Here is a 23011-nt window from a genome sequence, read left to right as displayed (position 1 = left end):
GGGCATATACGCCTTCATCGGGAAATACAATGTGCAGTGGCAGTATCTCTGCGCGGCCTCGCTCGTTGCAGTGGTCCCGGTATTCATACTGTTCCTGTATATAGAGAAATACCTCGTCAGCGGGCTAACGGCGGGGGCGGTGAAGTGACACCTTCCCCGCTGTTCTATCCGGCGCTCTCGGCCGAATAATTCAAGGACCTGGCAAAGGACCCGGTACATTGCGTACGTGTTCTGTCCTAAGGCCTGGCCTCTGGAGGCAAACGCTGTAATATAGCCCTTTTTACTATTTCAGCCCTATAGAGGGCGTTTTTGGCAACATCTCGCTCCGGCCAGAATTCGTCATCATAACGAGATGCTACAGCATAGTCTGTAAGTTCCTCTAGGTTGAGTTCATCCCACCCAAGAGTAGCGTCTAAATTGGAACATATTCGGGCAAGTTCTTCAAGGTCATGCGTATGTGGTATAGGTTGCCCATGATAAGCTAAAAAGGCCTTTAAATATTTCTCTGCGGCTTGTTGGGAGTGGAAACATGCGGTGTCAAAGGGTCCTTCGCTTGCCACCGTACGGCGAGCGTCTGCCAAGTCGCTTTCTGCCTTAAGGATCCATCCCTTAGTTAGATGGTACTTATCCCTCATAAAGGATTTTCCCCTCTCGTAGTATGCTTGTAATAAAGGCGTTCGGGACCGCTTTCCATTCTTCGATTTCCTCAGGAGTATATACAACGATATCCTTGGCGGGGAATAAACCAGTTAAAGCGCGTCGGATAGGAGCTGAGCGCTGCCAGCGCGGTAGGTTTGATTCCGCTACCACAAGGATATCGAGGTCACTATCAGGTTTAGAGTCTCCTCGTGCGCGTGAGCCAAATAAAGCTATAAATTTCGGCTGTGTTACCAAAAGGATTCGCCGGACCAGCTCGGCTAGGAGTTCTTCCGTAACTGGAGGAAAAGCCGATTGGCTCATATTTCACACTCCTAATTAAATTACCGCTATATATAGATTCTCTGCATATAAGGGTTCCCTGCCATCGTCTATAATAATATCACAAACTGTGTCAGTTATCACGAGCTTATCACCAGCTTATCATGAGCTACCGAGTTCGGTTCATCTTTGAGCCTCCATCTCCCTAATCAAGCCGACCAGCCCATCGACGCACTCGCCTATTATCTTCCTCCCGAGTTCGACGCTGCTCTTGCTCGGGTCGCCCATAACTCCTACCTGGATTTTAGGGTTTTGGGTTATACGTAGGCAGATAAACTTGCTGTCGATCGGTTTTTCGATTACCTGGTAAGCATCCTGGTCCCGCCGGAACATCTCCATAAGGTCTGGAGTATCGGTTGGCATCTCATCCCTGACGAGTTCGGGATGCCAGACAAGCATCAGTGAGGTCTCGACGTAGCCCGCATGGAAATCCTTATCTGCAAAGGCTTTCATAAAGGTCTCCGAGAGCTCGAAGAATGGAACGAGCGCCAGCTTAACATGGCGCAAATGCGGGTTCTTTCGCAGAAACATATCTGCGGCGTCCTGAGTCGCCTTCGTGTTTTCGGTCCCGCCGTGCCCGAGCAGAATTATGATATTCTCCAGTCCGTGGGACGCAAGCGCCTGACAGGCTTCCATTATCAGGAGAGATACGAGCTGAGGGCTGATATTGATCGTCCCGGGGAGCGTGCCTCCGGAAAAGCTATAAGTAATGGGCGGGGCGACAAGGCAGCCTGTGCGCTCCGACGCGAGGCGCCCGAGCTCGCAGGCATTATAGACATCGGTGTTGAGCGGGAGGTGATAGCCGTGCTGCTCGATCACGCCTACCGGCAGGATGACGGTCTTGGTCTCTTGCAGCGCTTCCCTCATTTCTTTGACGGTCATAAATTCCCAAATTCTCGCTTGTTTATTCTCAGTTTGCATAAGCCTAGCTCCTCCTCTTTGCTAGCATGTCCCAGGGGTTGCCGGTGTTGCGTTCCGGGGACGGCGCGCTTGCGGCGCGCCTCCGTTGAAATTTGGCACGAGGGCATTGCCAAATTTCAACGGCCCCGTCACGCAAGCACCGGCAACCCCTGGAAGAGTGATGGTGACTTTTGGATTTAAACCTAGCTACCGTTACCTTATTTGAACTCAGCGACCCGCTTGGGGTCGAATTTAGTCACGCAAGGTCACGCCGCAAGGAATTCGGTGAGTTCGTCACCCCTTGACCGCACCCTCCATAAGGCCCTTCATGAAATGCTTCTGGAAGATGAGAAAGATTATTATGACAGGCGCCATGGTCAAGACAGCTGCGGATGTTATCTGTCCAAAATCCCACCAGCCAGAATTCCTCTGCACCTCAGCAATGGCTACAGGGAGGGTCTTTGACGCCGGAGATGAAGCAATGACGCTCGCGAATACAAATTCATTCCATATCCATATGAAGGCGTTTATCAGAACGAAGATCACACTATTTCGTGCGAGCGGAAACGCGATGCTCCAAAATATCCTGAATTCGGAACATCCATCGATGAGGCCGGCGTCCTCCAGGTCTGATGGGAGGTTCAAAAAGGCCGACCGCATAACAAGCGTGGAGAAGAAAAGAAGAAACGTACTGTAGGGTAAGATGAGACCAAGCTTCGTATCTAGCAAACCGTATTTGTAAAGAAGAGTAAATGTTGAGACAAGGGTGATCTCCATGGGAATGACCAGAAGACCGATGTTCATTACGAAGGCGAGCCTTTTCCCGGGAAATTCAAACCGAGCAAGCGCGTAACCGCTAAAGGAACTCAGAAGAGCGATAATAACCATGGAAACTATAGTTATGATGGTAGAATTTAGATAATAGGTTCCATAATCTTGCACCTCAACCATAACTTTGGAGTAGTTAATTAGCGTCCAGATACGCGGCAGAAGCGTAAGAGGCAATTTAGTTATATCCTTATTCTCCTTGAAGGAGGTCAAGATAATCCATATTATAGGGAAGAGGGTAAATATGGTTACCAGAGATAGAATGATATAGTTAAAACCTCGTGAGACCTTACGCTTAGAGTTCTTACGCGCCACGTAAGTCACCTCCCATGCTCCTAGCGTTTTTCCCCATACATTGCGGTAAAATATAGAAGGGACAGGATCCCGATTACCCCGGATAGTATAAGCGCAAGGGCAGATGCATAACCCAAGCGCCAGTTGCCGAGCTGAAAGGCGACCTTATAAACATAAAGCATCGCGGTTAAGGTGCTTTGCACAGGGCCGCCCTCGGTCATGACCTTCATAAGGGCCAGCTCACGCAGGCTGTTGACGGTCACGATCAGAAACACAATTGCAAAAGAGGGCTTTAGTAACGGTAAGGTGATCCTTGTTAGAGACTGCCAGGACGTTGCCCCGTCGATCGATGCAGCCTCGTACAGATCCGGAGAGATGTCGCTCAGCCCCACAAGATAGAAAAGGGTGCTATATCCAAGCCTGAGCCAAACCGATACAAGCGCAAGGGACGGCATGGCCCATTGGGGGGTACCGAGCAGGCTCGTTTTGAGGCTTAGACTAAAGATGCGTCTCAGGAAATCGTTGAGTATCCCGTAGACAGGATTGTATATCCACATCCATATGAGCGCAACCACCGAAACCGATAACATGCAAGGGATCAGAAAACTGGTCCGAAAGAATGTCCCGCCCTTGAGTCCTGTATTTATCATGACGGCCAAGAATAGAGGCAGCACTACGGCAAGCGGGATATTGAGTATAAGAAAATATGCGGAATTCCCCATGGCCTTCCAGAAGATTGGATCCCTGAGGGCTTCGGAGTAGTTGCCTAGGCCTATGAAACGCGTATTCTCAGGCGCTAGAAACTGATAATTGGTCAAACTCAAGTAGCATGTGGAAGCCACAAGATATATGCACATGACTGATATAAGGACTAACGAGGGTAATAGAAACGTATATGCGGTAAAATATCTTCGTACTTGGCGACTGCCTGTCACCGCAGCACCCCCTCCTCGTGGCCAAGGTTTATGACGATGTAAACAAAGCTAATGACAACGGGATCAAAAGATGATCGGGGAGGAATGCTGGCATCCCTCCCCATAGGATATAGCCCTAGATCACTTGCCCGCAGCGGCTTGATAAGCCTTATTGATAGTCGCCGTCGCCTCTTTGAGAGCAGCTTCGATTGTCGCCTGACCAAGCAGGACTTTTTGTATTGCGAGAGCTGTTGTTTCCTGCATATCGTAGAAAATGGCGCTCGGCGGGAGGTATACGACATTCTGGAGGCTCTGATCTAATATATCCCTCATCCATGAAGGTGAATCGGGTTTCTGATAGACTGATTTTCGGAGCGGGGTCCAGCCAGCAGCCATTAGCGCCTTATCGAGATTAGGTATAACCTGTTCGATATAGAACTTTGCCGCCCATTTCTTGACCTCATCTGAACTCAGCGAGATTATGGCGGCGCCGCCTATGGCTATACAGCTTCCCTGGTATTTATCTGCAGGGATGGGCCAGTACCCTATATTCTTTTTGCCCCAGCTCTCCTCCGCCCATGCTCCATGCGAGAGCCAGTGACCGAGAATGGCTACCTTTCCTGCTTTGAAGGCCTCCGTTTCTTCCCATTTGGCGACATTGGGTATTGTCAGGTAAGTTCCGGAATCGTTCCATGTTTTGAACGTGGCAAATGCTTCATGGGCTGCTTTACTGGACGTATCTATGACCCAATTCTTATCATATACCTTATCTGCGCCTACGAGCGAAATCATTCTTGGGACATATGCTGTATTCATGAAGTACCATGCTGATTCTGTATCCCACGACATACCCCATATTCCCTTTTGAGGATTATTTAGTTTTTTTGCATACTGGAATAGTTCATCCCAATTCCTGGGGGCGTCTTTGATGCCGGCTGCCTGGGCAAGATCTTTCCTATATGCGATCCCTGTGATCTCGTCGTAAAATGGTAGGAGATAAAGCTTTCCATTGTATGAACAAGCCTTCAGGAAGCCCTCCGGGTAATCGGCTTTAATCTCTGCTGGCAGGTATTTGCTCCAGTCTTCAAAATAGCCGCCTTGAACAAATGGAAGTATGTTACCCGAGTGTGGCCCGATTAGGAGGTCCATATCTGATCTCTTTATTCTGAACTTCATTAAGAATTGTTTGTAAACGTCTTCAGTGTTAGGGGTTTTGAGCATTTCAACCGAGACCTCTGGATGCTTCTCATTGAAATCCGATGCCCAGTTTCGTAATTGCGGGAAGTAATCAAACATCCAGCCCTCGGCCATAACGCGGACCCTGACTTTAGCTTCAGAAAGAGCAACTGCCCCCAAGACCAATCCGAAGCAAAGCAATAACGTGAGGGAGACTCTAAGCCACCCAAGGATACTTGAATTTCGTGTCATACTCCTCTACGCCCCTTTCGTTGTTTTGTTAAGAAGGCTTGAGATTTGTGCGGGCCTTTTCAACGACGTTTTTGGCGTCTCTCACCCCCTCGTCCCCCTGGGCTCCTGCTGGGAAGACAGGCGCTAGTGGAGTTGTTGTGCCGATTATCTCCTCCGCCGGCACCCAATCGATGCCGAAGCTCTCCGCCACCGCCTTGCATGTGATGCTTCCTTTAAAGGCATTCAGTCCTTTGGCAATCGCCGGGTTCTCCTTAATAGCTCTGGCGTAGCCCTTATTCGCAATCTCAAGGGCGTAGGGCAGGGTGGCGTTCGTTAACGCGAAGGTCGATGTGCGGGCAACAGCGCCCGGGATGTTGGCGACGCAGTAGTGGATCACGCCATCCACCTCAAACGTCGGATCCTTGTGGGTCGTCGGCCTGCTCGTCTCGGCGCACCCGCCCTGGTCTATCGCTACGTCAACGAGCACCGCCCCATGCTTCATGTCCTTGAACATATCCCGGGAGATGAGAACGGGAGTCTTGGCGCCGTGCACGAGCACCGCCCCGATCACGAGGTCTGCATCGCAGAGCATCTCGCGGATGTTATGCTCATTGGACATCATAAGCACGACATTGGGCGGCAACACGTCATCCAGGTAGCGGAGCCTCTCGAGATTGATATCGAGCAACGTAACCTGGGCACCCAGGCCCGCAGCCATCTTCGCCGCGTTGGCACCGACCACCCCGCCGCCGATGATGACCACCTTCCCCGGAGGGACGCCTGGGACGCCCCCAAGGAGTACCCCGCGCCCACCCATGGGGTTTTCGAGGCACTTGGCGCCCTCCTGCACCGACATCCGGCCGGCAATCTCGCTCATCGGAGCAAGTAGGGGGAGCGTCCCATCCTCCTCGATGGTTTCATATGCGATTGCAATTATCCCCCTCTGGAGCATGGCGTCAGTCAGGGACCGGCTCGCCGCGAAGTGGAAATATGTGAAGACGACCTGGCCTTCTCTCAAGAGCGGGTACTCGGGCGCGAGAGGCTCCTTAACCTTTATGATCATCTCCGCCTCACCAAATACCTCTTCTGGGGAGGGTAGTATCACCGCACCCGCCCTCACATAGGCCTCGTTTGATATGCCGCTTCCAAGCCCGGCGCCATCTTCGATAAACACTGTGTGGCCCGCCCTTGCAAGCGCCTGAACCCCGGCCGGGACTATGCCCACCCTGTATTCCTCTTCCTTGATTTCCTTTGGAATGCCTATCTTCATCTTTGACTAACGCGCTCCTTACTTGCCTTTTTGCATTTCGTCTACTGCGTCTAGAATACCGTCCGCCATATAGTCCAGCTGCTCCTGCGACAGGCCGTAGATGGGTAGATGGGTGAACCGGCGGTTGAATACCTCCTCCGCAACCGGGCAGCTCTTCTCGATCGACTCAACGTCGTATCCGAGCTTCTTCACGACATCGAACTTGTATAGCGGGGCGAAATGCGGTATATTGACGATCCCCCGCGCCTGGAGCTTCTGTTTCAGATCCTGGATATCTCCCCCTGCCTTCTCTGGATCGATCTGCAGCAGGTAGAGGTGATAGGTTGCCTGGATATCATCTGTATCAAGTAGCTGCGGTATTATCGCATCATTCTCTTTAAGTCTGTTCGAAAGGTACTCGGCGTTACGTCTCCTGGTCTCAATGATCTGATCGAGCCTTGCCATCTGCCGGATAAGGCCCAGAGCCTGAATCTCAGTGGAGGAGCAGTTGTTTGCAACAAAATAGCCGTACTTCCCCTGGAGGGCCACCACATCATACAGCCAGTTCTTGATCTTCCTCGAGAGGTCGAGCCCGAGGAACCGGGACTTCTTCAAGTCCTCCTTGAACGGGAGGTTGCAGGTGACAATACCGCCTTCCCCAAAGGAGGTTATATTCTTTACCTCATGGAAGCTGAACGCGCCGAAATGCCCGATCGTGCCCACCTTTTTGCCCTTGTACACAGCCCCGAATGCATGGGCGGCATCCTCGATCACAAGTAGATCGTGCTCTTTGGCTAGGTCCATGATGGGGTCCATGTCAACCGGCCATCCGCCTATGTGAACTGGGACGATGACCTTTGTCCGCTTGGTTATCTTCCTCTCGACATCCCTTGGATCCATGTTTATGGTCCTCGGGTCGACGTCGGCGAAGACTACCTTGGCGCCTATAGCAAGGGGATAGGATATCGTCGCTATGAATGTTATAGCAGGGACTATCACCTCATCGCCCTTTTCGAGGTTGGCATAGCGGTATCCTATTTCAAAGCCCGCTGTAGCATTTGCTATGAAGGTGCTGTTCTCTGTCTCGAGGAAGCTATCTATGAGGCGCTCCAGTTCCGCAACCTTCGACCCTAAGGTGAGCTTTCCGGGGGGATATCCGTGGGCGGCGAGTTCCTTTAGATCAGCTGTGATCCTTTGGAGGATTGTATCATATGTATCATCGCCCTTTTGGATCATGAACTTGATCAGATCCAGGACATCATCTTGGGTGTAGCTCTCGCCAACCGCGGCCCAGGGCACCCGGGCATCACCCGTGTCATACCTGAAATCTGAGGATTTTCTCGTTGACATAATGCTATCTCCTTTCTTTCTGTAGTGACTTCCTGTAGCAGCTTCGAGTCACTTTAGGTGAAGGTTTCTTGGTTGTGCTAGCCTACCAGGCTTGTGCCAGTTTACCAGGTTTATGCCAGCCTACCAGCAGGTTCTAGAAGCTGCCGGTATTGGCTGGTTGCGCTCCGGGGGCAGCTACTACGCTCACGGGACAGCGCGCTTGCGGCGCGCCTTCGCGCAGCGCCTATGGATAAGGCATATCCAGGGCATATTAATTTATTTTCCTTCTTAATAAAATATATTCGCCGCGCGGTCCTAAAATCCTTCCTAACGTTAGATAATTGTAATTTATTTTATGAGAATTTGCTTTTACGAATGCCCCGCCATGATAGATAGCGGGGCCGATGCTATTACAATGGAGCCATTTGAAGCCTCGAGGGCCATTTTGATGCTACCGAGGAGCTCTGCATCGCGCCCCAGCCGGGACATAGTAAGACGCGGCATAACTGGGATGAGCTCGGATATTATCAACCTGATACGATCCAGAAACAGGTCCTTGTAATCCACGATGTCGCCGCCCAGGATCACAACCTCGGGATCGAGGACGCTGACCAGGTTTGCTATGCAGATTCCAAGATACCATGCCTCGTCCTGAACCAGGCTCACGCCCAGGGCGTCACCCTGGCGGGCGGCCTGGAAGATCGCATCCACAGTGAGTGCATCCATGTTGCCGGCGGCGAGGGAAGCGATGAGGCTATCGTGTCCCTTCCTGAGTGCGTCCTTCGCCCTGTCTATCAAGGCCTGCCACCCGGCAAGTTGTTCAAAGTGGCCGCCGGTCCCGGCAGATGGACTCGAGGCATTGGTGTTGGGGGCGTCAGGGGTATTGGAGGTATTATCTCGGAATTCAGCATTGCGGGTTCTAGCTGCTCTGGCTACGTGGGATTCGGAGATGATGATATCGCCCGCTTCGCCTGCCGCGGAATGGGCCCCCTGATGGAGCTGACCTCCGATGATCATACCTAGGCCTATGCCTGTTCCCACAGTCATAAAGATGAGGTCGGTCGCACCCTGTCCCTCGCCGGCCCAGGTCTCTCCAAGCACCGCCATGCGCACATCGTTATCCACAAAGACCGGGACTCCCAGCTTTTGCTGGATGATCGACTTCAAGGGCAGGCCGTCCCATCCCTGGAGGTAGCGTGAGTGGAGGACGATGCCATTTTTGCCGTCCGTCACGGCAGAGACGGCGATACCGATGCCGTAGAGGTCGTTGCACTTTACGCCTGATGCCTCCAACATGTTGGTGATCTCGCGAATTATCTCCTCCAGCGCCTCGAGCCCCTTGAGCCCAAGTGGGAATCTCCGTTTCGCAATTATCTGCCCCCCTAGGTTTGCGAGCGCGATATGGAACTCGACCTCTCCTATATAGGCGCCGACCACGTAACCTGCCTTCGCGTTATATTTGAGCAGGACAGCCTTCCTGCCGACCGACGAGGATTCGACCTTCTGCCCGATCTCTATGAGCCAGTTTTCCTCAATAAGGGATCGTGTAATGTTGGATACGGTTGGGGAGCTTATCTTCAGGCGTTTTGCTATCTCTACGCGGGATATAGGGCCTTCGCGCCTGACAAGGTCAAGGATAAGGGAGCGATTTAGCTTCTTCATTAATTCGGGGTTACCTGTGAGGTTGTGGTGCACCATTTTTGATCTCAATATCCTCCATAGCTTAATATCCCCATTTACCCCAGGGGGCCGGGGTGCCCATAATTATGGCGTAGCTATATTAATTTATATTATAAATAAATCCCCTGCTGATTCCAAGCCCCGTTAAAGCCTCCCGCCGGCGGTTTTTGTTGCGATCCCGGACATCCGGGCCGGTATACTGCACCTAATGGCATATCTTATCTACAGAAAATATGCTATATCGTATGGCAAGTCTTCAGGTGGTATATTGCCTTTTATCCATTTGTATGATATTATGATAATAATCTTAAACGATAAATGCCAAGCCCGCCTCCAGAAATAATGACTACCCAGGCACTCCACGGCACTGCGCAGGTGCCGGTAAGGGCTATATAGGCGTTAACCGGATGAGTATGAGGGTGAATGTGGGGTCATAGGATACTGTGCTAAATGGGATACCGGTTTAGGAAGGTAGAGGGAGAGGCCTTGAATATTATTAACAAGCAACCGATATACGAGCTCGTCGCTCGAGAGATAAAGGACTATATCATAAGGAACAACCTTGGGCCTGGCGATAGGCTTCCTACTGAGAAGGAGCTGTGCGAGCAATTCGGCGTCAGCAGGACCTCGATAAGGGAAGCGGTAAAGTCTCTTCAGTCGCTCGGCATCATCGAGACGAAACAAAAGGAAGGTATCGTCCTGAGGAACCTGGACGCGGATGCGCTGGTTGATTACCTGACCTTTGGTTTACAGTTCAGCGAGCCGACGGTACTGGATCTCTTCGAGGCCAGGTGCCTTGTTGAAACTGGCATTATGCCTCTTGTAGCGGATAGAGCGACTGCAGAGGATATTGACGATATGGCCGGGGCAATAGAGACTATGGAAAACGCCGGCGACGACTGGGAGGTTCACGTAAGGGCTGACGCGGAGTTTCACCGCGTTCTCATCAGGGCCTCGAAAAACAAAGCCCTTTCGGCTTTTGCCGATGTGATAGCAAAATTCTTCGAGATGACCCGCTCGGGCGCTTCGAGCACCGACCGCCCCAGGGTTGTCAGGGAACACAGGGAGATCCTCCAGGCCATAAGGGAGAAAGACCCCTGCAAAGCTGCGGAGATATTGAGACGCCACCTGCAATGGTACCAGGCTGCCTCGGGCGCCGGGTATATGGAGAACGGGCATCCGGAGAAGGAGATAGAGAATAATGGGCTGGCGAACGGGAAGGCGGAGCAGTAGGGCGGGTTAGAACTATGTTAACAATCTTAACAATATTATCGTAGTTTGCAGGAATCGTATGAGAAACCGCGAAGATTTAATATGTCGGAAGTATATTTCGGATAGTAAGAAATGCTGAGGATATGAGGATACATTGTAGGTTCCGGTTAGACCCCCATGCCGCGGTGCGGCGCCATAGAGAATGAAAATGTCCCTAGAAGTAATCGGGTTATTTCCGGGGTAGACGCCCATGCCGCCTTCGGCGGAACCAACAGAGGATGAAAACGGCTTTAGCTGGGGTGATATTTATTTTCGAGGTAGAAATCCATTGGGGGTTTGTGGTTGAAGATGAAAGCTCTTAATTTCTTTTTGCTTGATGGCAAGGTGGCCCTTGTTACCGGGGGTGCCGGTCGGTACGGGAGGTTCATCGTGGAGGCGTTAGCTGAGGCGGGGGCGACTACATACATCGCATCGCGCAGTGTTGAGAAGTGTCACGGCCTGGCGGATGAGCTGTCCCAAAAGGGCTATAAGGTCCTGGCCGGCCAGCTAGACCAGGCCAGCGAGGTCTCGGCCAGGGAGCTTTACAGGAGGATCCTAGAGGAGCAGGGCAAGATCGACATCCTGGTCAACAACGCTGTATCCCGGCCCATGAAAGGGTATGACGATCCAATAGAGAGCTTTGCGGAATCCATGGAGGTAAATGCGACAGGGGTTTTCATGCTGACCAGGATCTTCAGCCAGAATATGGTGGAGCGCCGCCAGGGGAGCATAATCAATATCGCCTCCATCCAGGGCGTGGTGGGGCCTGATTTCTCGCTTTACGAGGGGACGGAGATGGATGCCCCGCCTGACTACTTCTTTCACAAGGCAGGCATGATCAATCTCACCCGCTACCTTGCCGCCAAGCTCGGACCTTATGGCGTCCGCGTGAATGCCATATCGCCCGGCGGGCTATTCGCAAACCAAAACCCGGCTTTTGTCGAGAGATATAGCAAGCGGACCTTCCTAGGCAGGATGGCAGGCGGAGAGGAAATCAAGGGGGCCGTGGTCTTCTTCGCCTCGGACGCATCGTCCTATATAACCGGGGCTAATCTCATGGTCGACGGCGGCTACACAGCCAAGTAGCCTGCGAATCCTTTGCGAATTTTATTGCGGATCTTATTGAGCGAATCGAATCCCGTTGGGGAGGACGTTTTTCGCCGGATGTTGTTCAATTTATCGGCTTCAGAGCCTTCGGAACATAGAACATAGACGTGGAACATAGACGGAGCGCAGTCGGTTGGGATTTCACGCGGGGCTGGGTGTTGGCTGGTTCTACTGTGGTGTGGTTACTCCGGCAATATTTAGTCTGGGATTTGGGACATGAGAGGGAGGTGGCAGGACGGTAATGATTAGACTCGCGATGCTGGGACGGAGCGAGGGTAATGGGCACCCCTACTCCTGGAGCGCCATAATCAACGGCGGTTATGATGAGGAGAGGATGAAGAGAATCCCGTTCCCCGTCATTTATGATTACCTCTCGAGGCAGCCCGGGGAGAATCTGGGCATAGAGGGGGCCAAGGTGACCCATGTCTGGACCGAGAATAGAGAGGATGCAGAGGATATCGCAGCTACATCCCTGATCGAACATATCGTGGACCGCCCCGAGGATGTGATAGGGGAGGTTGACGCTGTGATCATCGGGGAGGATGTGGGCTCGTTGCACCTCGGGCTGGCCCGCCCCTTTATCGAGCGCAATATACCTATTTTTATCGACAAGCCCCTGACTGATAACGAGGCGGATTTGAGGGAATTTGTGAGGTATTTTAGGGAGGGTAGGCCGGTCCTCTCCTCATCCGGGTACCGTTATGCTAGGGAGATCGAGGAGATGGACCGCGAGGCCATAGGCGAGATCGAATTCGTTGACTGCATGATGAATAAGAGCTGGGAGAAGTATGGAATACATGCCCTCGAAGGCCTCTGGCGGATCAGCGGCGGCGGGGTGGAGCGCGTTCAGAATCTTGGCACCGAGAGAGCGAACGTGGTGCACCTCAGGTACGCCGACGGCAGGCAGGCGGTGGTCAACGTTATCTACCGCTCGCAGCTCGCCCGCTACGACGTCATTGGGAGTAAAGCCTCCAGGACCATCGCGATCGCGGACAGCTTCTACATGTTCAAGAAGCAGCTGGAATCCTTCGTCGAGTTCGTAAGGGATTTCCTTGGAGGCGATTTCTCCTACCCCTACCCCCCGGAGGAAACGATCGAGATGGTCAAGGTGGTAATCGCCGGGATCAAATCCCGGGAGGAGGGTGGAAGGCCGGTCCTCTTGCAGGAATTTTGTGAGGCATGACGAATTTTTAATATGTTGAAAGTATATTCCGGATAATGAGAAACAATGATCATCCATGGAGGTGGTGCGGGAGGGAATTCAACCGGCTTAGATTCTAATTGGTTGGGTCAGGTCGGATTGGATTCTGGGCTGGATTATTGAAGGCTTGCTGTGTTTGTCGTGTCGTTTCTGGAAGGGTCGATTGCGCGTCGGTCAAGATTGTTGGTCAAAATGAGTCGAAATGATTTAGTAAGGAAGAACTACAGTAAGGAAGGGGAAGTGAAAGATGGCAAGGCGCCTTGTTTCGACGTTGTTGGTGCTCACTCTAATTCTTGGTGTTCTAGGAACTACGGGAGTATTTGCGGCCGGCAAATCCGAGCTCACCATCATAACTTATCACTCACCAGGCCAGACGATGAACAAGATCCTCGACATGTATGCCAAGAAGACCGGTACAAAGGTCAAGTTCGTATCCGTGCCAGCCTCCATGTATCATGATAAGGTCGCAATGGGCCTGTTCAACAGGGTGGCTGACTGGGACATGATGTGGAGCTTCCAGGGCTGGACCACCGAGTTTGAGCCCTACCTTGAAGACATCACTGACAATCTCCCCAAAGACCTGAGGGATGATATAGCGGATGCGGCAGCGATAGCTACTGTAAGGAACGGCCGGTGGTACGGCACGCCGCTGTTCCTCTCCATCTATGGCCTCTACTACAACAAGGAACTCTTCAATGAGGCCGGGCTTAAGCCCCCTGTAAACCTCGACGAGATGGCTGCCGCGGCCGCGAAGTTGACGCTGGACAAGAACGGCGACGGCTTGCCTGACATCTACGGATTCGCCCGGGAAGGGGCCGTGCTCGGGCTCTTCGCCTCCTTCATGCAAACGATTCAGAACGTGGGCGGAGCATTTCTTAAGGAGAAGGATGGCAAGCTGGCTCCCGCCTTCAACAATGAATACGGGAAGCGGGCCCTTTACTGGATAAAGCAATTCTATGCCGCTCCGTGGGCCGATCCGTCTGCCATCAACACCTTGGGTCCGGACATCCGCAAAGCCTTCGCCGCTGGCAAGCTGGCGATGACCTACGAAGGGATCGGCGCTGTTGAATCGTTCATGAGGCAGGAGTTCCCCGAGATGCTGAAGAAGGCCGGCCTGACCGTATTCCCAGGAGATCTTGGAACGAAAGGCGCCTTGCCTGGTGCAAAGCGGAGCGCTTCACTCCCTGGTTCAATGGGCCTTGTGATCCGCAAGGGGACTCCCAACCTGGACGCGGCTGTCGGCTTTGCGAAGTTCCTGGTCTCGCCCGAGATCCAGAAGTTCTCGATGACCGACTACGGTTTCGTAGCGGTAAGGAAGAGCATGATTAATGATGCTGATCTAGTGAAGCAGTACCCCTTCATCCCCGTGGCCTTCGAGCAGGCCAAGTACCCTCACGAGCGCTGGGCTGACAAGTACTATAACGCCGAGCAGGAGGCAACGTCGCCAATCCTCCAGGCTTATGTGCTCGGGGAGAAGACGGCAGAGCAGGCCCTGAAGGAGATGGAGGCCGAGGTAATTCGCGTTCGCAGCGGCAAATGAAAACGGTATATAGGAGCATACAGAGCGCTGGCGGGGGGCGGGGAGCCAACTCGAGCGGGCCCCGCCCCGGCCCTGGCGCCGGCGGGAAGGGAGGCATAAACCTTGGCACGGGAATTCAGGCCGCCGGCTGCCCCCCGGGCGGCGGATCTCACTTCGGGCAGTCGAACTTCAAGCAATCGAAAAGGCTCAGGAAGGCAGCTGGGCGAACAGGGGTTCGGGTCCATTCTCATAGCCCCTGCCATGCTTGCTATAGTTGGTTTGCTTTTTTATCCCATGATTTATGCATTCTGGATGAGCCTCAATAATATCGATTTCGGCACGGGTAAATTCAGTTTTGTCGGGCTTCAGAACTACATCAATCTCTTTCTTGACCCACGGATAATCAAGAGCTTCAAGGCAACCATCGTTTTCTCCGTGGGTGTTACGGTGATGACTCTGGTTCTGTCATTATTGTTAGCTCTGCTTTTGAACCAGAATTTCAAGGGTCGCGGGCTATGCCGTGCCCTGTTGCTCATTCCCTGGGCTGTTGCACCCATAGCCAATGGCCTCATGTGGAAGTGGATGTTCAACCCACGCCTCGGCCTTATAAACAATCTTCTGATTTCCATGGGGGCGCTCGGTCATTTCGAGAACTGGCTGATGAAGCCTGGCCCCGCAATGATCGCAGTGATAGTGACCATGGTATATAAAACGTTGCCTTTTATCACGCTGCTTTTCTTGGCGGCCCTGCAGAGCATTCCAGCCGGGCTTTATGAGGCGGCCTATATCGACGGAGCCGGCGTCTTCGAGCGCTTCTGGCGCATTACGCTCCCACTGCTCCGCCCTTCAATGGTCATAATCATGGTGGTGCTATCGGTCAATACCCTCAAGGCATTTGACATGATATATGTCCTGACCGAGGGCGGCCCGGCCGATGCAACCATGGTGGCCAACTACATGGCCTATGCCCAGTCGTTCAAGCTCCTGCGGTTTGGATATGGCGCCGCGCTGGCCTTTGTGATATCCATCGTGATTCTTCTGATGAACCTTGGATATTTCAAGTTCCTCTACAGGGGCGTTTCGTATGAATAGGAGACGGAGCAAGATAACCCGGATAACTCGGATGACCCGGATAACCGGGCCGGATAGAACCTGGTCGGATAGGGGTGGTTCAGAGTGAAAATTCGCAGGAAGACCGTTTTGCAGGCTTTGACCTATGTTGCAGTCGTCATATCCATGGGGCTGCTCTTGATCCCTTTCTTCTGGATGTTCGTAACGTCGCTCATGCGCGAACGCGAGATATATTCAAATAACTATCCCAACTTTCACGTTTTGCCCCAGCATCCGACCTTCCATAATTATATTTCCATCTTTACGGAGGTCCAGGGGGGGTACCAGTCCTTTGCTAACAGCCTGGCAATAGCCCTGCCGACGACGGCCATCGTCGTGGTGCTGGCAGTCCTGGCGGCGTACGCGCTGTCGCGTTTGCGTGTGAAGGGGAAGAACACGATCCTTTTTACCATGCTTTTCAGCTCGATGGTACCTACAATGGGCATTTTGATCCCGTATTACCTGTTTACCATCAAGGCCGGCCTCTACGACACAAAGCTGATCCTAATTCTGACATATGTGGCCTACATAATGCCCTATTCGGTCTGGGTAATGAAGGGATTCTTCGATACCATCCCTGCGAGTCTAGAGGAGGCGGCAATGGTCGATGGGTGCACGAGGCTGCAGGCCCTTTACAAAATAATCCTGCCGCTTTCACTGCCAGGGTTGGCCGCCACGGGGATCTTCGCCTTCATAAGCTCATGGAATGAATTCTTGATCGGCCTGGTCCTGACGGAGACCAAGTCCGTCCCCTACCCGGTGTGGATAAGCTTGTTCGTCGGGGTTTACAAGGTGGCCTTTGCCCAGTTGATGGCGGCGGCGGTTGTGGCCACGATCCCGGTTATCATCGTGGCGTTGCTATTCCAGAAGTGGATATTACAGGGCCTTATAGAAGGGGCCGTCAAGGGCTGAGCCAGTGGTCTGAGAACCAGCAGTCTAAGTTATCATATATTTCAAGCTCTCGTGCAGTTCAAGCTTTTATGCAGGGCCAGGCTCTTATGTAGGACCGGGCCCTTATGCAGACAGGGGTGTCGCAGGTATGGGTATATCTGTAACCGGTGATGTATATGAGGCCGACGTCATCGTTATCGGGAGCGGGGCGGCGGGCATCAGGGCGGCGATCGCGGCCAGCGATGGCGGGGCCAGGGTTATGATGTTGACGAAAGGCCGGCTCTGCCAGACGGGATCGACGTTTTATCCCCTGACGCCCGGGTGGGGGGTTTCGGCTGCGACAGGGCTCGCGGACCCGAGCGATTCGATCGAGGCACACTATGAGGATATTATCGCCGCGGCGCAGGGCATGTGCGACCCAGGGCTCGCGCGTATTCTTGCGACGGAGGCCCCGGTCCGGCTGAAGGAGCTGGAGGAGATGGGCATCCTGATCAGGCCGGTGGAGGGTTGCCACTGCTTCAACCGGAAGCCGCGTTCGGTCATGGCATATGACATGTCGAATATCAAGAAGGTCCTGGGCGACGAGGTCCGGCGCCGGGGCGTTACGGTCATCGAAGGCTGCCGCGCCACCTCCATTATCCTCGAGGAGGGTGAATGCGCCGGGGTCCGTGGGGTGATGGGTGTGATGGGTGGCGACCCGGGCGGCGGCCAGCCCGTAAAGCGGCCTGCAATGCAGTCCGTGGCGCAGCCTATAACGGTTTACGCCCCCGCCGTCATACTCGCGACGGGGGGTGGAGGGGGGCTATTCAAATATAACCTCACGACCCGGGATGTCGCGGGCGATGGATATGCGCTCGCCCTCCGGGCCGGAGCCACCCTTACGAATATGGAATTCATCCAGATGTCCTTCGGGATGGTCGCCCCGGTTTGGTCGGCCCTGTTCACGGAGCAGTTTTTCGAATACCAGCCCCGGCTCGTAAACGGCGAGGGAGAGGAGTTCATAGAGCGTTATTTACCGCGGGAGACCTACCTGGAATACTGTTATCTTCGCAAGACCCACGCGCCGTATACCGTGACCGACCCGTCGTCGGCCATCGACAGGGCGATCTTCTCGGAGATCCTCGCCGGCCGCGGCACCGAGCGCGGCGGGATCATCGTGGATTTTAGCCATGTTCCCAGGAGCGAGCTGGAATCCGGCCCCCTTGGGGGATGGTTGCGGTGGATGAAGAGGTTGGGTGCTGACCTCTATGAGGACCGGGTTGAGATAGCCCCCTTTGTCCAGGCCTTCAACGGCGGGGTAGTGATAGATGAGCAATGCCAAACGACGGTCCCGGGGCTCTTCGCCTGCGGGGAGGTGGCTGCCGGGCCTCACGGGGCTGATCGCCTCGGCGGGAACATGATGGCATCCACGATGGTGTTCGGGGCGCGGGCGGGCTCGTTTGCGGCGCAGCGCGCCAAGGTGGCTAAGATTGCTAAGGCTAAACGCAGGGTTGGCGCTTCCCGCACCACGCAAACTGACAGCGCTGGGCCGGCCGCACCGGCGGGTACTCCAGGTCGGTCCGGCTCTGGCGATGCGGCATTGCCGGCTGGTGCGGTGGCCTCCGGGCTTGTAGAGGAGCTGAGGCAGATGATGTCGCTGAGCGCAAACGTGATCCGGGACGAAGAGGGCCTCCGGCGAGGGCTTGAGAGGATCGAGGCGCTGAAGCGCGAATACGGCCTCGCCCCCGAAGGGCCGGTCGAAGACGCCGGTGCCGGTACCAGTGCCGGTGATCCGGCTTTGCTGGATTTATTGAACGCGCTGCTGGTCGACAAGGTCATTTTGGAAGCTGCCCTGTTGCGCAGGGAGAGTAGGGGTGGCCACTTTCGAAGCGATTACCCTACGAGAAATGACACGGAGTTTGGGACGCGTCTGGAGGTGCGGATATGAGTAACCGGGTATACCGGGTCGCGATAATCGGCACGGGGCGGATCGCCAGCACCTTGGAGGATGACGCCTATCGGCCTCACCCCTGTACCCATGCAGGAGCATACGCCGCGTGCCCTAAAACCCAGATGGTGGCGGTTTGCGGCCGCTCTCAGGAGAATCTCGACCGTTTCACGGCCCGGTGGGGTGTGCGGGCTCAGTACACTGATTTCCGGGAGATGCTGATCAGAGAGAGACCAGATATCGTCAGTATCTGCGTCCACCCCACCCTACACAGGGACATGGTGCTTGCTGCCTGCGAAAACCAGGTCAAGGCCATCTTCTGCGAAAAGCCTATCGCCACTACTCTTGAGGATGCACGGGTGATCGTCGACGCCTGCAGGCGTCGCGGGACGAGGCTCATCATCAACCACAGCAGGCGATGGGGAAGCGTCTATCATGAGGCAAGGCGGCTGATCAACGATGGCCTGATCGGCGATCTGCTACATATCACAGGTTACTGCCAGGGGTCCATGCCACAGCGCGGCCTCATCCCTGATTCTGTTTTTGAGACTGAGGGGCCGATGCTCCATGATGGGACCCACCTCTATGACATGTTTCGATTCTTCGCCGGGGAGGTCGCCTGGGTCCAGGCCCATGTCCAGTGGGTGAGGAAACAGGCGATGGAGGATACATGCGTCAACTATGTGGCTTTCAAGAATGGCGTCACAGCTGTGGGATTCGTAAACCAGCGGACTGACTATGTCAGGTTTGAGCTGGAGTTTCAGGGGACTTGGGGGCGGCTCACCCTCCCTGATTTCTCCGTATGGCGGAGCCGCCCCAGCAGTCGATTTGAGGGGTATAGAGAACTCTACCTAGATGAGACGATTAAGAAGCCCGAGGATAATAATTGGTTTGTGGACGCGGTAAGGGAGATCATAGCCTGCATCGAGGAGGGCCGGGACAGCATCTCTACGGGTGAGGATGGCTTGGCCGCGCTCGAGATGATCGAGGGATTTTATCGCTCGGAGAGGCAGGGCGGCAGGCGCATTACGTTGCCGCTGGCGGATTAGCGGATTAACTGATCAGCTGATTGGCGGCATGGATGCATAGTTAGCATTTATAATTACCATTATCGCCACGATTGAGCCTTTATGCAGTGCCTATATAGTGTGGGAGCAGGAGGAATATAGACGCAAATGCAGAAGAGCAGGGTTCTAGCCAAATTGAGGGACGGTAAGCCGGTGCTCTGCACCAAAACGAATTTCAACGAGCCCGCTATTGTGGAGATGGTTGGCCTGATCGGGTTTGATTGCCTCTGGATATGTCAGGAACACCTTTGGACCAACGACGAGACTCTCGCCGGCATGGTGAGGGCCGCGCGGTTGACGGGGATGGATACGATGGTCCGCATCGGGAAGGCGGGTTATTCATCGGCTATCAGGCCTATGGAGATGGGCGTCAAGGGGATTATGGTGCCCCATGTGCTCTCAGTGGAGGAGGCGAAGGCCTGGGTCCGCGCCACGAGGTTTTTCCCCACTGGCCGCAGGGGGATCGACGGGGTCAACGCGGACGCTGACTGGGGGCTTATGAATTTCAAGGATTACCTCAAGTTTTCAAACGAAGAAACCTTCCTGGCCTTCCAGGTCGAAGATCCTGAGATATTACCCTACCTGGAGGATATAGCCCAGATGCCGGGCCTGGATATCCTCTTTGTTGGGATTGCCGATCTGAGCCAGGGCTTGGGATTCCCCGGGGAGATAGATCGCCCCGAGATATGGGACGTGCTCAAGAAGGTCGGGGAGGTGGCGAGGAAGCACGGGAAGTTCGCAGGCGCGCCCGGGGTGTCGCCGGAGTGGACCAGGAAGCTCCTGGATATGGGGTATCTCTTCATCTCCAACGGCGCGGACATAATCTACCTGCGTGATGCCTTTTTGAAGCTGCGCGAGGGCTACGAGAAGCTGGGATTTTCCTTTGCACAGTTGCCATCCTAGGGAGCCTGGTAAACCCACTCGATAGGCCTCTATCTTTTCGCGATGGGGACGAGTGCCGAGTTCGAATGCGAGTTCGAATGCGAATGGCGAGATGTATATATGGGGTATGGGGCGCATTGGAAGATGCAGGGAGGGCGTGCTGAAATGTATGCTGGGATGTATGAAGGGTGTGTCGGAATATGAATATGAAGAGGAAGAGCATTCTGGTGGTTGGTGGTGGGGGTATCGGGGAGAGGCATGTGCGGTGCTTCCTGGCCACGGGACGGGCCGAGGTTTCGGTGTGCGATGCGAATCCGGAGAGGCTTGCTAAACTCAAGGAGAGCTATCCGGTAAAAGCGACCTTTAGTGACTTCAACGAGGTCGATCCGACAGGCTTTGATGGAATCCTTATAGCCACGCCGGCCAACATGCATATACCAATGGCGCTGCGCTGCGCGGAGCACAGGATTCCGTTTCTCATAGAGAAACCCCTCTCGGTAAATATGGAAGGGGTGGACCGCCTAATAGAGCTGGCTCGAGGCATCCCCTGCGGGGTGGCTTATGTCCGCCGCAGCACCCATTCCTTCAAACGCCTCAAGGAGCTTGCCGGCAGCGGCATAACCGGGAGGCTCCGGATGGGGCGCTTCAACTTCTCCCAGGACTATAGAAAGTACCGGCCCGACTACCAGCGGATCTATTATGCCCGGGCGGATATGGGTGGCGGGTGCATCCTGGATGCCGCGAGCCACTCCATAAACCTCGCCCAATGGTTCTTCGGCGAGGTCGATGATACAGTGGCATTTTACGACCGCCTGGAGTTCGAAGGCGTCGAGGTCGAGGACAGCTCGATCATCCTTCTGCGCTTCCGGGAGGGAGGGGCGCTGGTTGAGCTTTTCACCAACCAGTTCCAGCAGCCCAACATAGTTGAAATCGAGCTGATCGGGAACAAGGGGAACCTCAGGTACACGGTTGATGGAGAGATGCACAAGATATCCTTCTGCAACAGCGACGCAAACAAGTGGGAGGAAATGGGGCGCTACCGCATCACCAGGGATGACCCCTTCATCGCCCAGGCTCATGATTTCCTCGATGCGATCGAGGGGGGCGGGGCCTTGCCCACTAGCATAGAGGAAGCCAGGGAGACGCTGGCAGTAGCCCTGGCGGCGAAGGCGTTTCAACACGACCACCCACCTCGGAGTTCCTTATGGAAGAAGATAGGGGTTGCTATGTGAGGGAAATAGCTGGCGTTTTGAGGGATGATTGCTTCAGACGCTATGCGATTTGCAGATCTTGTATGCCGCCTGGAGAATATCTTTAGACATATATACGAATTACCCGTAGGATATTGGACCGGGTTTTTTATCCCAGTCCATATTTTTTTAGAAGGAAATAAGAATGGCGTGTCGAATATATAAAATATGGACTAGATATTCCGATAAGCGGACCAATATGATAGGTAGGTGGTTGATTGAATAAATAATGGAATAAACGAAACCGCGTGGAAACCATATGCTTCCCCCCGGGAGTATTTACGAGGTATCGGTGGCATGTCTGAAATCAATAAATCAGTAATAAAGGCGTTACAGATAATCGAATGTTTCAACAGCGATGATACGGAGTTAAGCCTCGCGGAACTTTGCCGGCGGACGGGTATCAGCAAGGCTGCAGCGCATCGTCTCATATCAAGCCTGGCTTCAAGAGGTTTCCTCGAACAGAACCCAGAAACCCATAAGTACTATATTGGTGCCGTAGCATTTCAAATTGGCATGAGGTGTCTCAGGGCCGACTATCTGAAACAGAGGGTTACTGTATACCTTGAAGAGCTCATGCGTCTTACTGGAGAGACGTCCCATTTCGGAGTTCTTGATATGGTAGAGAAGGTTGCCATCCAGCTTCACAACGTGGAGTGTAATCGCCCAGTTCGAGTTGCAGTTCGTGATGGGACGCGTGTACCTCTTCATTGTACGGCGATAGGAAAGGTGCTCTTGGCGTGGATGGAACCGGACTTGATGGAATCGATTATTCGACGGCTTGAGTTTCGGAAATATACTGACGCAACAATCACCGATCCTAATGAGTTCAGGAAACATTTAGAGATTGTACGAAAGCAAGGTTATGCGCTGAATTGTTGCGAAGGTAATGAAGGGGTCATGTGCATTTCGGCTCCCGTGTTTGATGTAAGAAACGAGGTTATCGGGGGGTTGGGTATTTCAGGAAATTATCAGGATCTTTATCTACGAATGTCGGAATTGATTGAGGTAGTAACGGAGATCGCAAGTAATTTTTCGAAAAGTATAGGTTACAAGGGATCTGAGCTTCGAGTGAAGGCCAACATAGTGTAGTATGTTGAATAGTTATCCATATTATATGTTACATGTAATTTATTAATGTTACTTAGCACCAATTTCACCATTATTAGCAAATGAGGTGCTTTGCTTTATAATCGGAATAATTGTTCCGCAAAGCGGAACAGATTG

The 23011-nt window shown here is 53.6% G+C and carries 21 protein-coding genes; 12 read left to right on the top strand and 9 right to left on the bottom strand.

Annotated elements, in window-relative coordinates; translation table 11 throughout:
* Positions 1–148 (top strand): carbohydrate ABC transporter permease (locus HPY71_16245; protein NPV55040.1); only part of this gene is annotated, 148 nt, incomplete at its 5' end.
* A gap of 88 nt (positions 149–236) precedes the next feature.
* Here the strand turns inward: HPY71_16245 and HPY71_16240 are convergent.
* The 9 genes from HPY71_16240 to HPY71_16200 form a co-directional block, all read right to left on the bottom strand.
* Positions 237–635, bottom strand: a complete 399-nt coding sequence (locus tag HPY71_16240; protein ID NPV55039.1) for a HEPN domain-containing protein — start codon at positions 633–635, stop codon at positions 237–239.
* Positions 625–960 carry a nucleotidyltransferase domain-containing protein gene (locus HPY71_16235; GenBank protein ID NPV55038.1) on the bottom strand — a complete coding sequence of 112 codons (336 nt, stop codon included), beginning with the start codon at positions 958–960 and terminating at the stop codon, positions 625–627. Before HPY71_16235 ends, HPY71_16240 begins: the two co-directional genes overlap by 11 nt.
* Positions 961–1101: 141 nt before the next feature.
* On the bottom strand, positions 1102–1899 hold the full coding sequence (locus HPY71_16230; protein ID NPV55037.1) for a creatininase family protein: 798 nt from the start codon (positions 1897–1899) through the stop codon (positions 1102–1104).
* 273 nt (positions 1900–2172) lie between these two features.
* A complete protein-coding gene (locus tag HPY71_16225; protein ID NPV55036.1) occupies positions 2173–2829 on the bottom strand; it encodes a carbohydrate ABC transporter permease in 657 nt (218 codons plus the stop codon).
* A gap of 212 nt (positions 2830–3041) precedes the next feature.
* Entirely contained in the window at positions 3042–3818 is a 777-nt protein-coding gene (locus tag HPY71_16220) for a sugar ABC transporter permease (protein ID NPV55035.1), read from the bottom strand.
* Positions 3819–4055: 237 nt separating this feature from the next.
* A complete protein-coding gene (locus HPY71_16215) occupies positions 4056–5342 on the bottom strand; it encodes an extracellular solute-binding protein (GenBank protein NPV55034.1) in 1287 nt (428 codons plus the stop codon).
* 28 nt (positions 5343–5370) lie between these two features.
* Positions 5371–6591: an alanine dehydrogenase gene (gene ald, locus HPY71_16210; GenBank protein NPV55033.1), complete on the bottom strand. Its 1221-nt coding sequence runs from the start codon at positions 6589–6591 to the stop codon at positions 5371–5373.
* A gap of 18 nt (positions 6592–6609) precedes the next feature.
* The gene (locus tag HPY71_16205) at positions 6610–7920 is read right to left on the bottom strand and encodes a DegT/DnrJ/EryC1/StrS family aminotransferase (protein ID NPV55032.1); all 1311 of its coding nucleotides are present in this window, start codon (positions 7918–7920) and stop codon (positions 6610–6612) included.
* Between the two features lie 348 nt (positions 7921–8268).
* Positions 8269–9609, bottom strand: a complete 1341-nt coding sequence (locus HPY71_16200) for an ROK family transcriptional regulator (GenBank protein ID NPV55031.1) — start codon at positions 9607–9609, stop codon at positions 8269–8271.
* Positions 9610–10029: 420 nt separating this feature from the next.
* On the opposite strand from HPY71_16200, the gene HPY71_16195 reads away from it, so the two are divergent.
* From HPY71_16195 to HPY71_16145, 11 genes are all read left to right on the top strand, one after another.
* On the top strand, positions 10030–10812 hold the full coding sequence (locus tag HPY71_16195; GenBank protein ID NPV55030.1) for a FadR family transcriptional regulator: 783 nt from the start codon (positions 10030–10032) through the stop codon (positions 10810–10812).
* Between the two features lie 327 nt (positions 10813–11139).
* On the top strand, positions 11140–11916 hold the full coding sequence (locus HPY71_16190; GenBank protein ID NPV55029.1) for an SDR family oxidoreductase: 777 nt from the start codon (positions 11140–11142) through the stop codon (positions 11914–11916).
* A 262-nt stretch (positions 11917–12178) separates the two neighbouring features.
* Positions 12179–13120 carry a Gfo/Idh/MocA family oxidoreductase gene (locus HPY71_16185; GenBank protein ID NPV55028.1) on the top strand — a complete coding sequence of 314 codons (942 nt, stop codon included), beginning with the start codon at positions 12179–12181 and terminating at the stop codon, positions 13118–13120.
* Positions 13121–13385: 265 nt separating this feature from the next.
* Entirely contained in the window at positions 13386–14678 is a 1293-nt protein-coding gene (locus HPY71_16180; GenBank protein NPV55027.1) for an extracellular solute-binding protein, read from the top strand.
* A gap of 102 nt (positions 14679–14780) precedes the next feature.
* Positions 14781–15749, top strand: a complete 969-nt coding sequence (locus HPY71_16175) for a sugar ABC transporter permease (GenBank protein ID NPV55026.1) — start codon at positions 14781–14783, stop codon at positions 15747–15749.
* An 84-nt stretch (positions 15750–15833) separates the two neighbouring features.
* On the top strand, positions 15834–16679 hold the full coding sequence (locus tag HPY71_16170; GenBank protein ID NPV55025.1) for a carbohydrate ABC transporter permease: 846 nt from the start codon (positions 15834–15836) through the stop codon (positions 16677–16679).
* Positions 16680–16806: 127 nt separating this feature from the next.
* A complete protein-coding gene (locus HPY71_16165; protein NPV55024.1) occupies positions 16807–18585 on the top strand; it encodes an FAD-binding protein in 1779 nt (592 codons plus the stop codon).
* Positions 18582–19634, top strand: coding sequence for a Gfo/Idh/MocA family oxidoreductase (locus HPY71_16160; GenBank protein NPV55023.1), 1053 nt, complete (start codon positions 18582–18584; stop codon positions 19632–19634). The genes HPY71_16165 and HPY71_16160 overlap by 4 nt, the downstream gene beginning before the upstream one ends.
* Positions 19635–19760: 126 nt before the next feature.
* The gene (locus tag HPY71_16155) at positions 19761–20555 is read left to right on the top strand and encodes an aldolase (protein ID NPV55022.1); all 795 of its coding nucleotides are present in this window, start codon (positions 19761–19763) and stop codon (positions 20553–20555) included.
* A 179-nt stretch (positions 20556–20734) separates the two neighbouring features.
* Positions 20735–21766: a Gfo/Idh/MocA family oxidoreductase gene (locus HPY71_16150; GenBank protein ID NPV55021.1), complete on the top strand. Its 1032-nt coding sequence runs from the start codon at positions 20735–20737 to the stop codon at positions 21764–21766.
* A 315-nt stretch (positions 21767–22081) separates the two neighbouring features.
* Positions 22082–22876, top strand: coding sequence for an IclR family transcriptional regulator (locus tag HPY71_16145; GenBank protein NPV55020.1), 795 nt, complete (start codon positions 22082–22084; stop codon positions 22874–22876).
* Positions 22877–23011 lie beyond the last annotated feature (135 nt).

The sequence above is a fragment of the Bacillota bacterium genome, assembly GCA_013178125.1.
GTDB lineage: Bacteria > Bacillota > SHA-98 > Ch115 > JABLXJ01 > JABLXL01.
The sequence above is the reverse complement of the archived record's forward strand: the minus strand, read 5'-3'. Positions and strand labels throughout refer to the sequence as shown.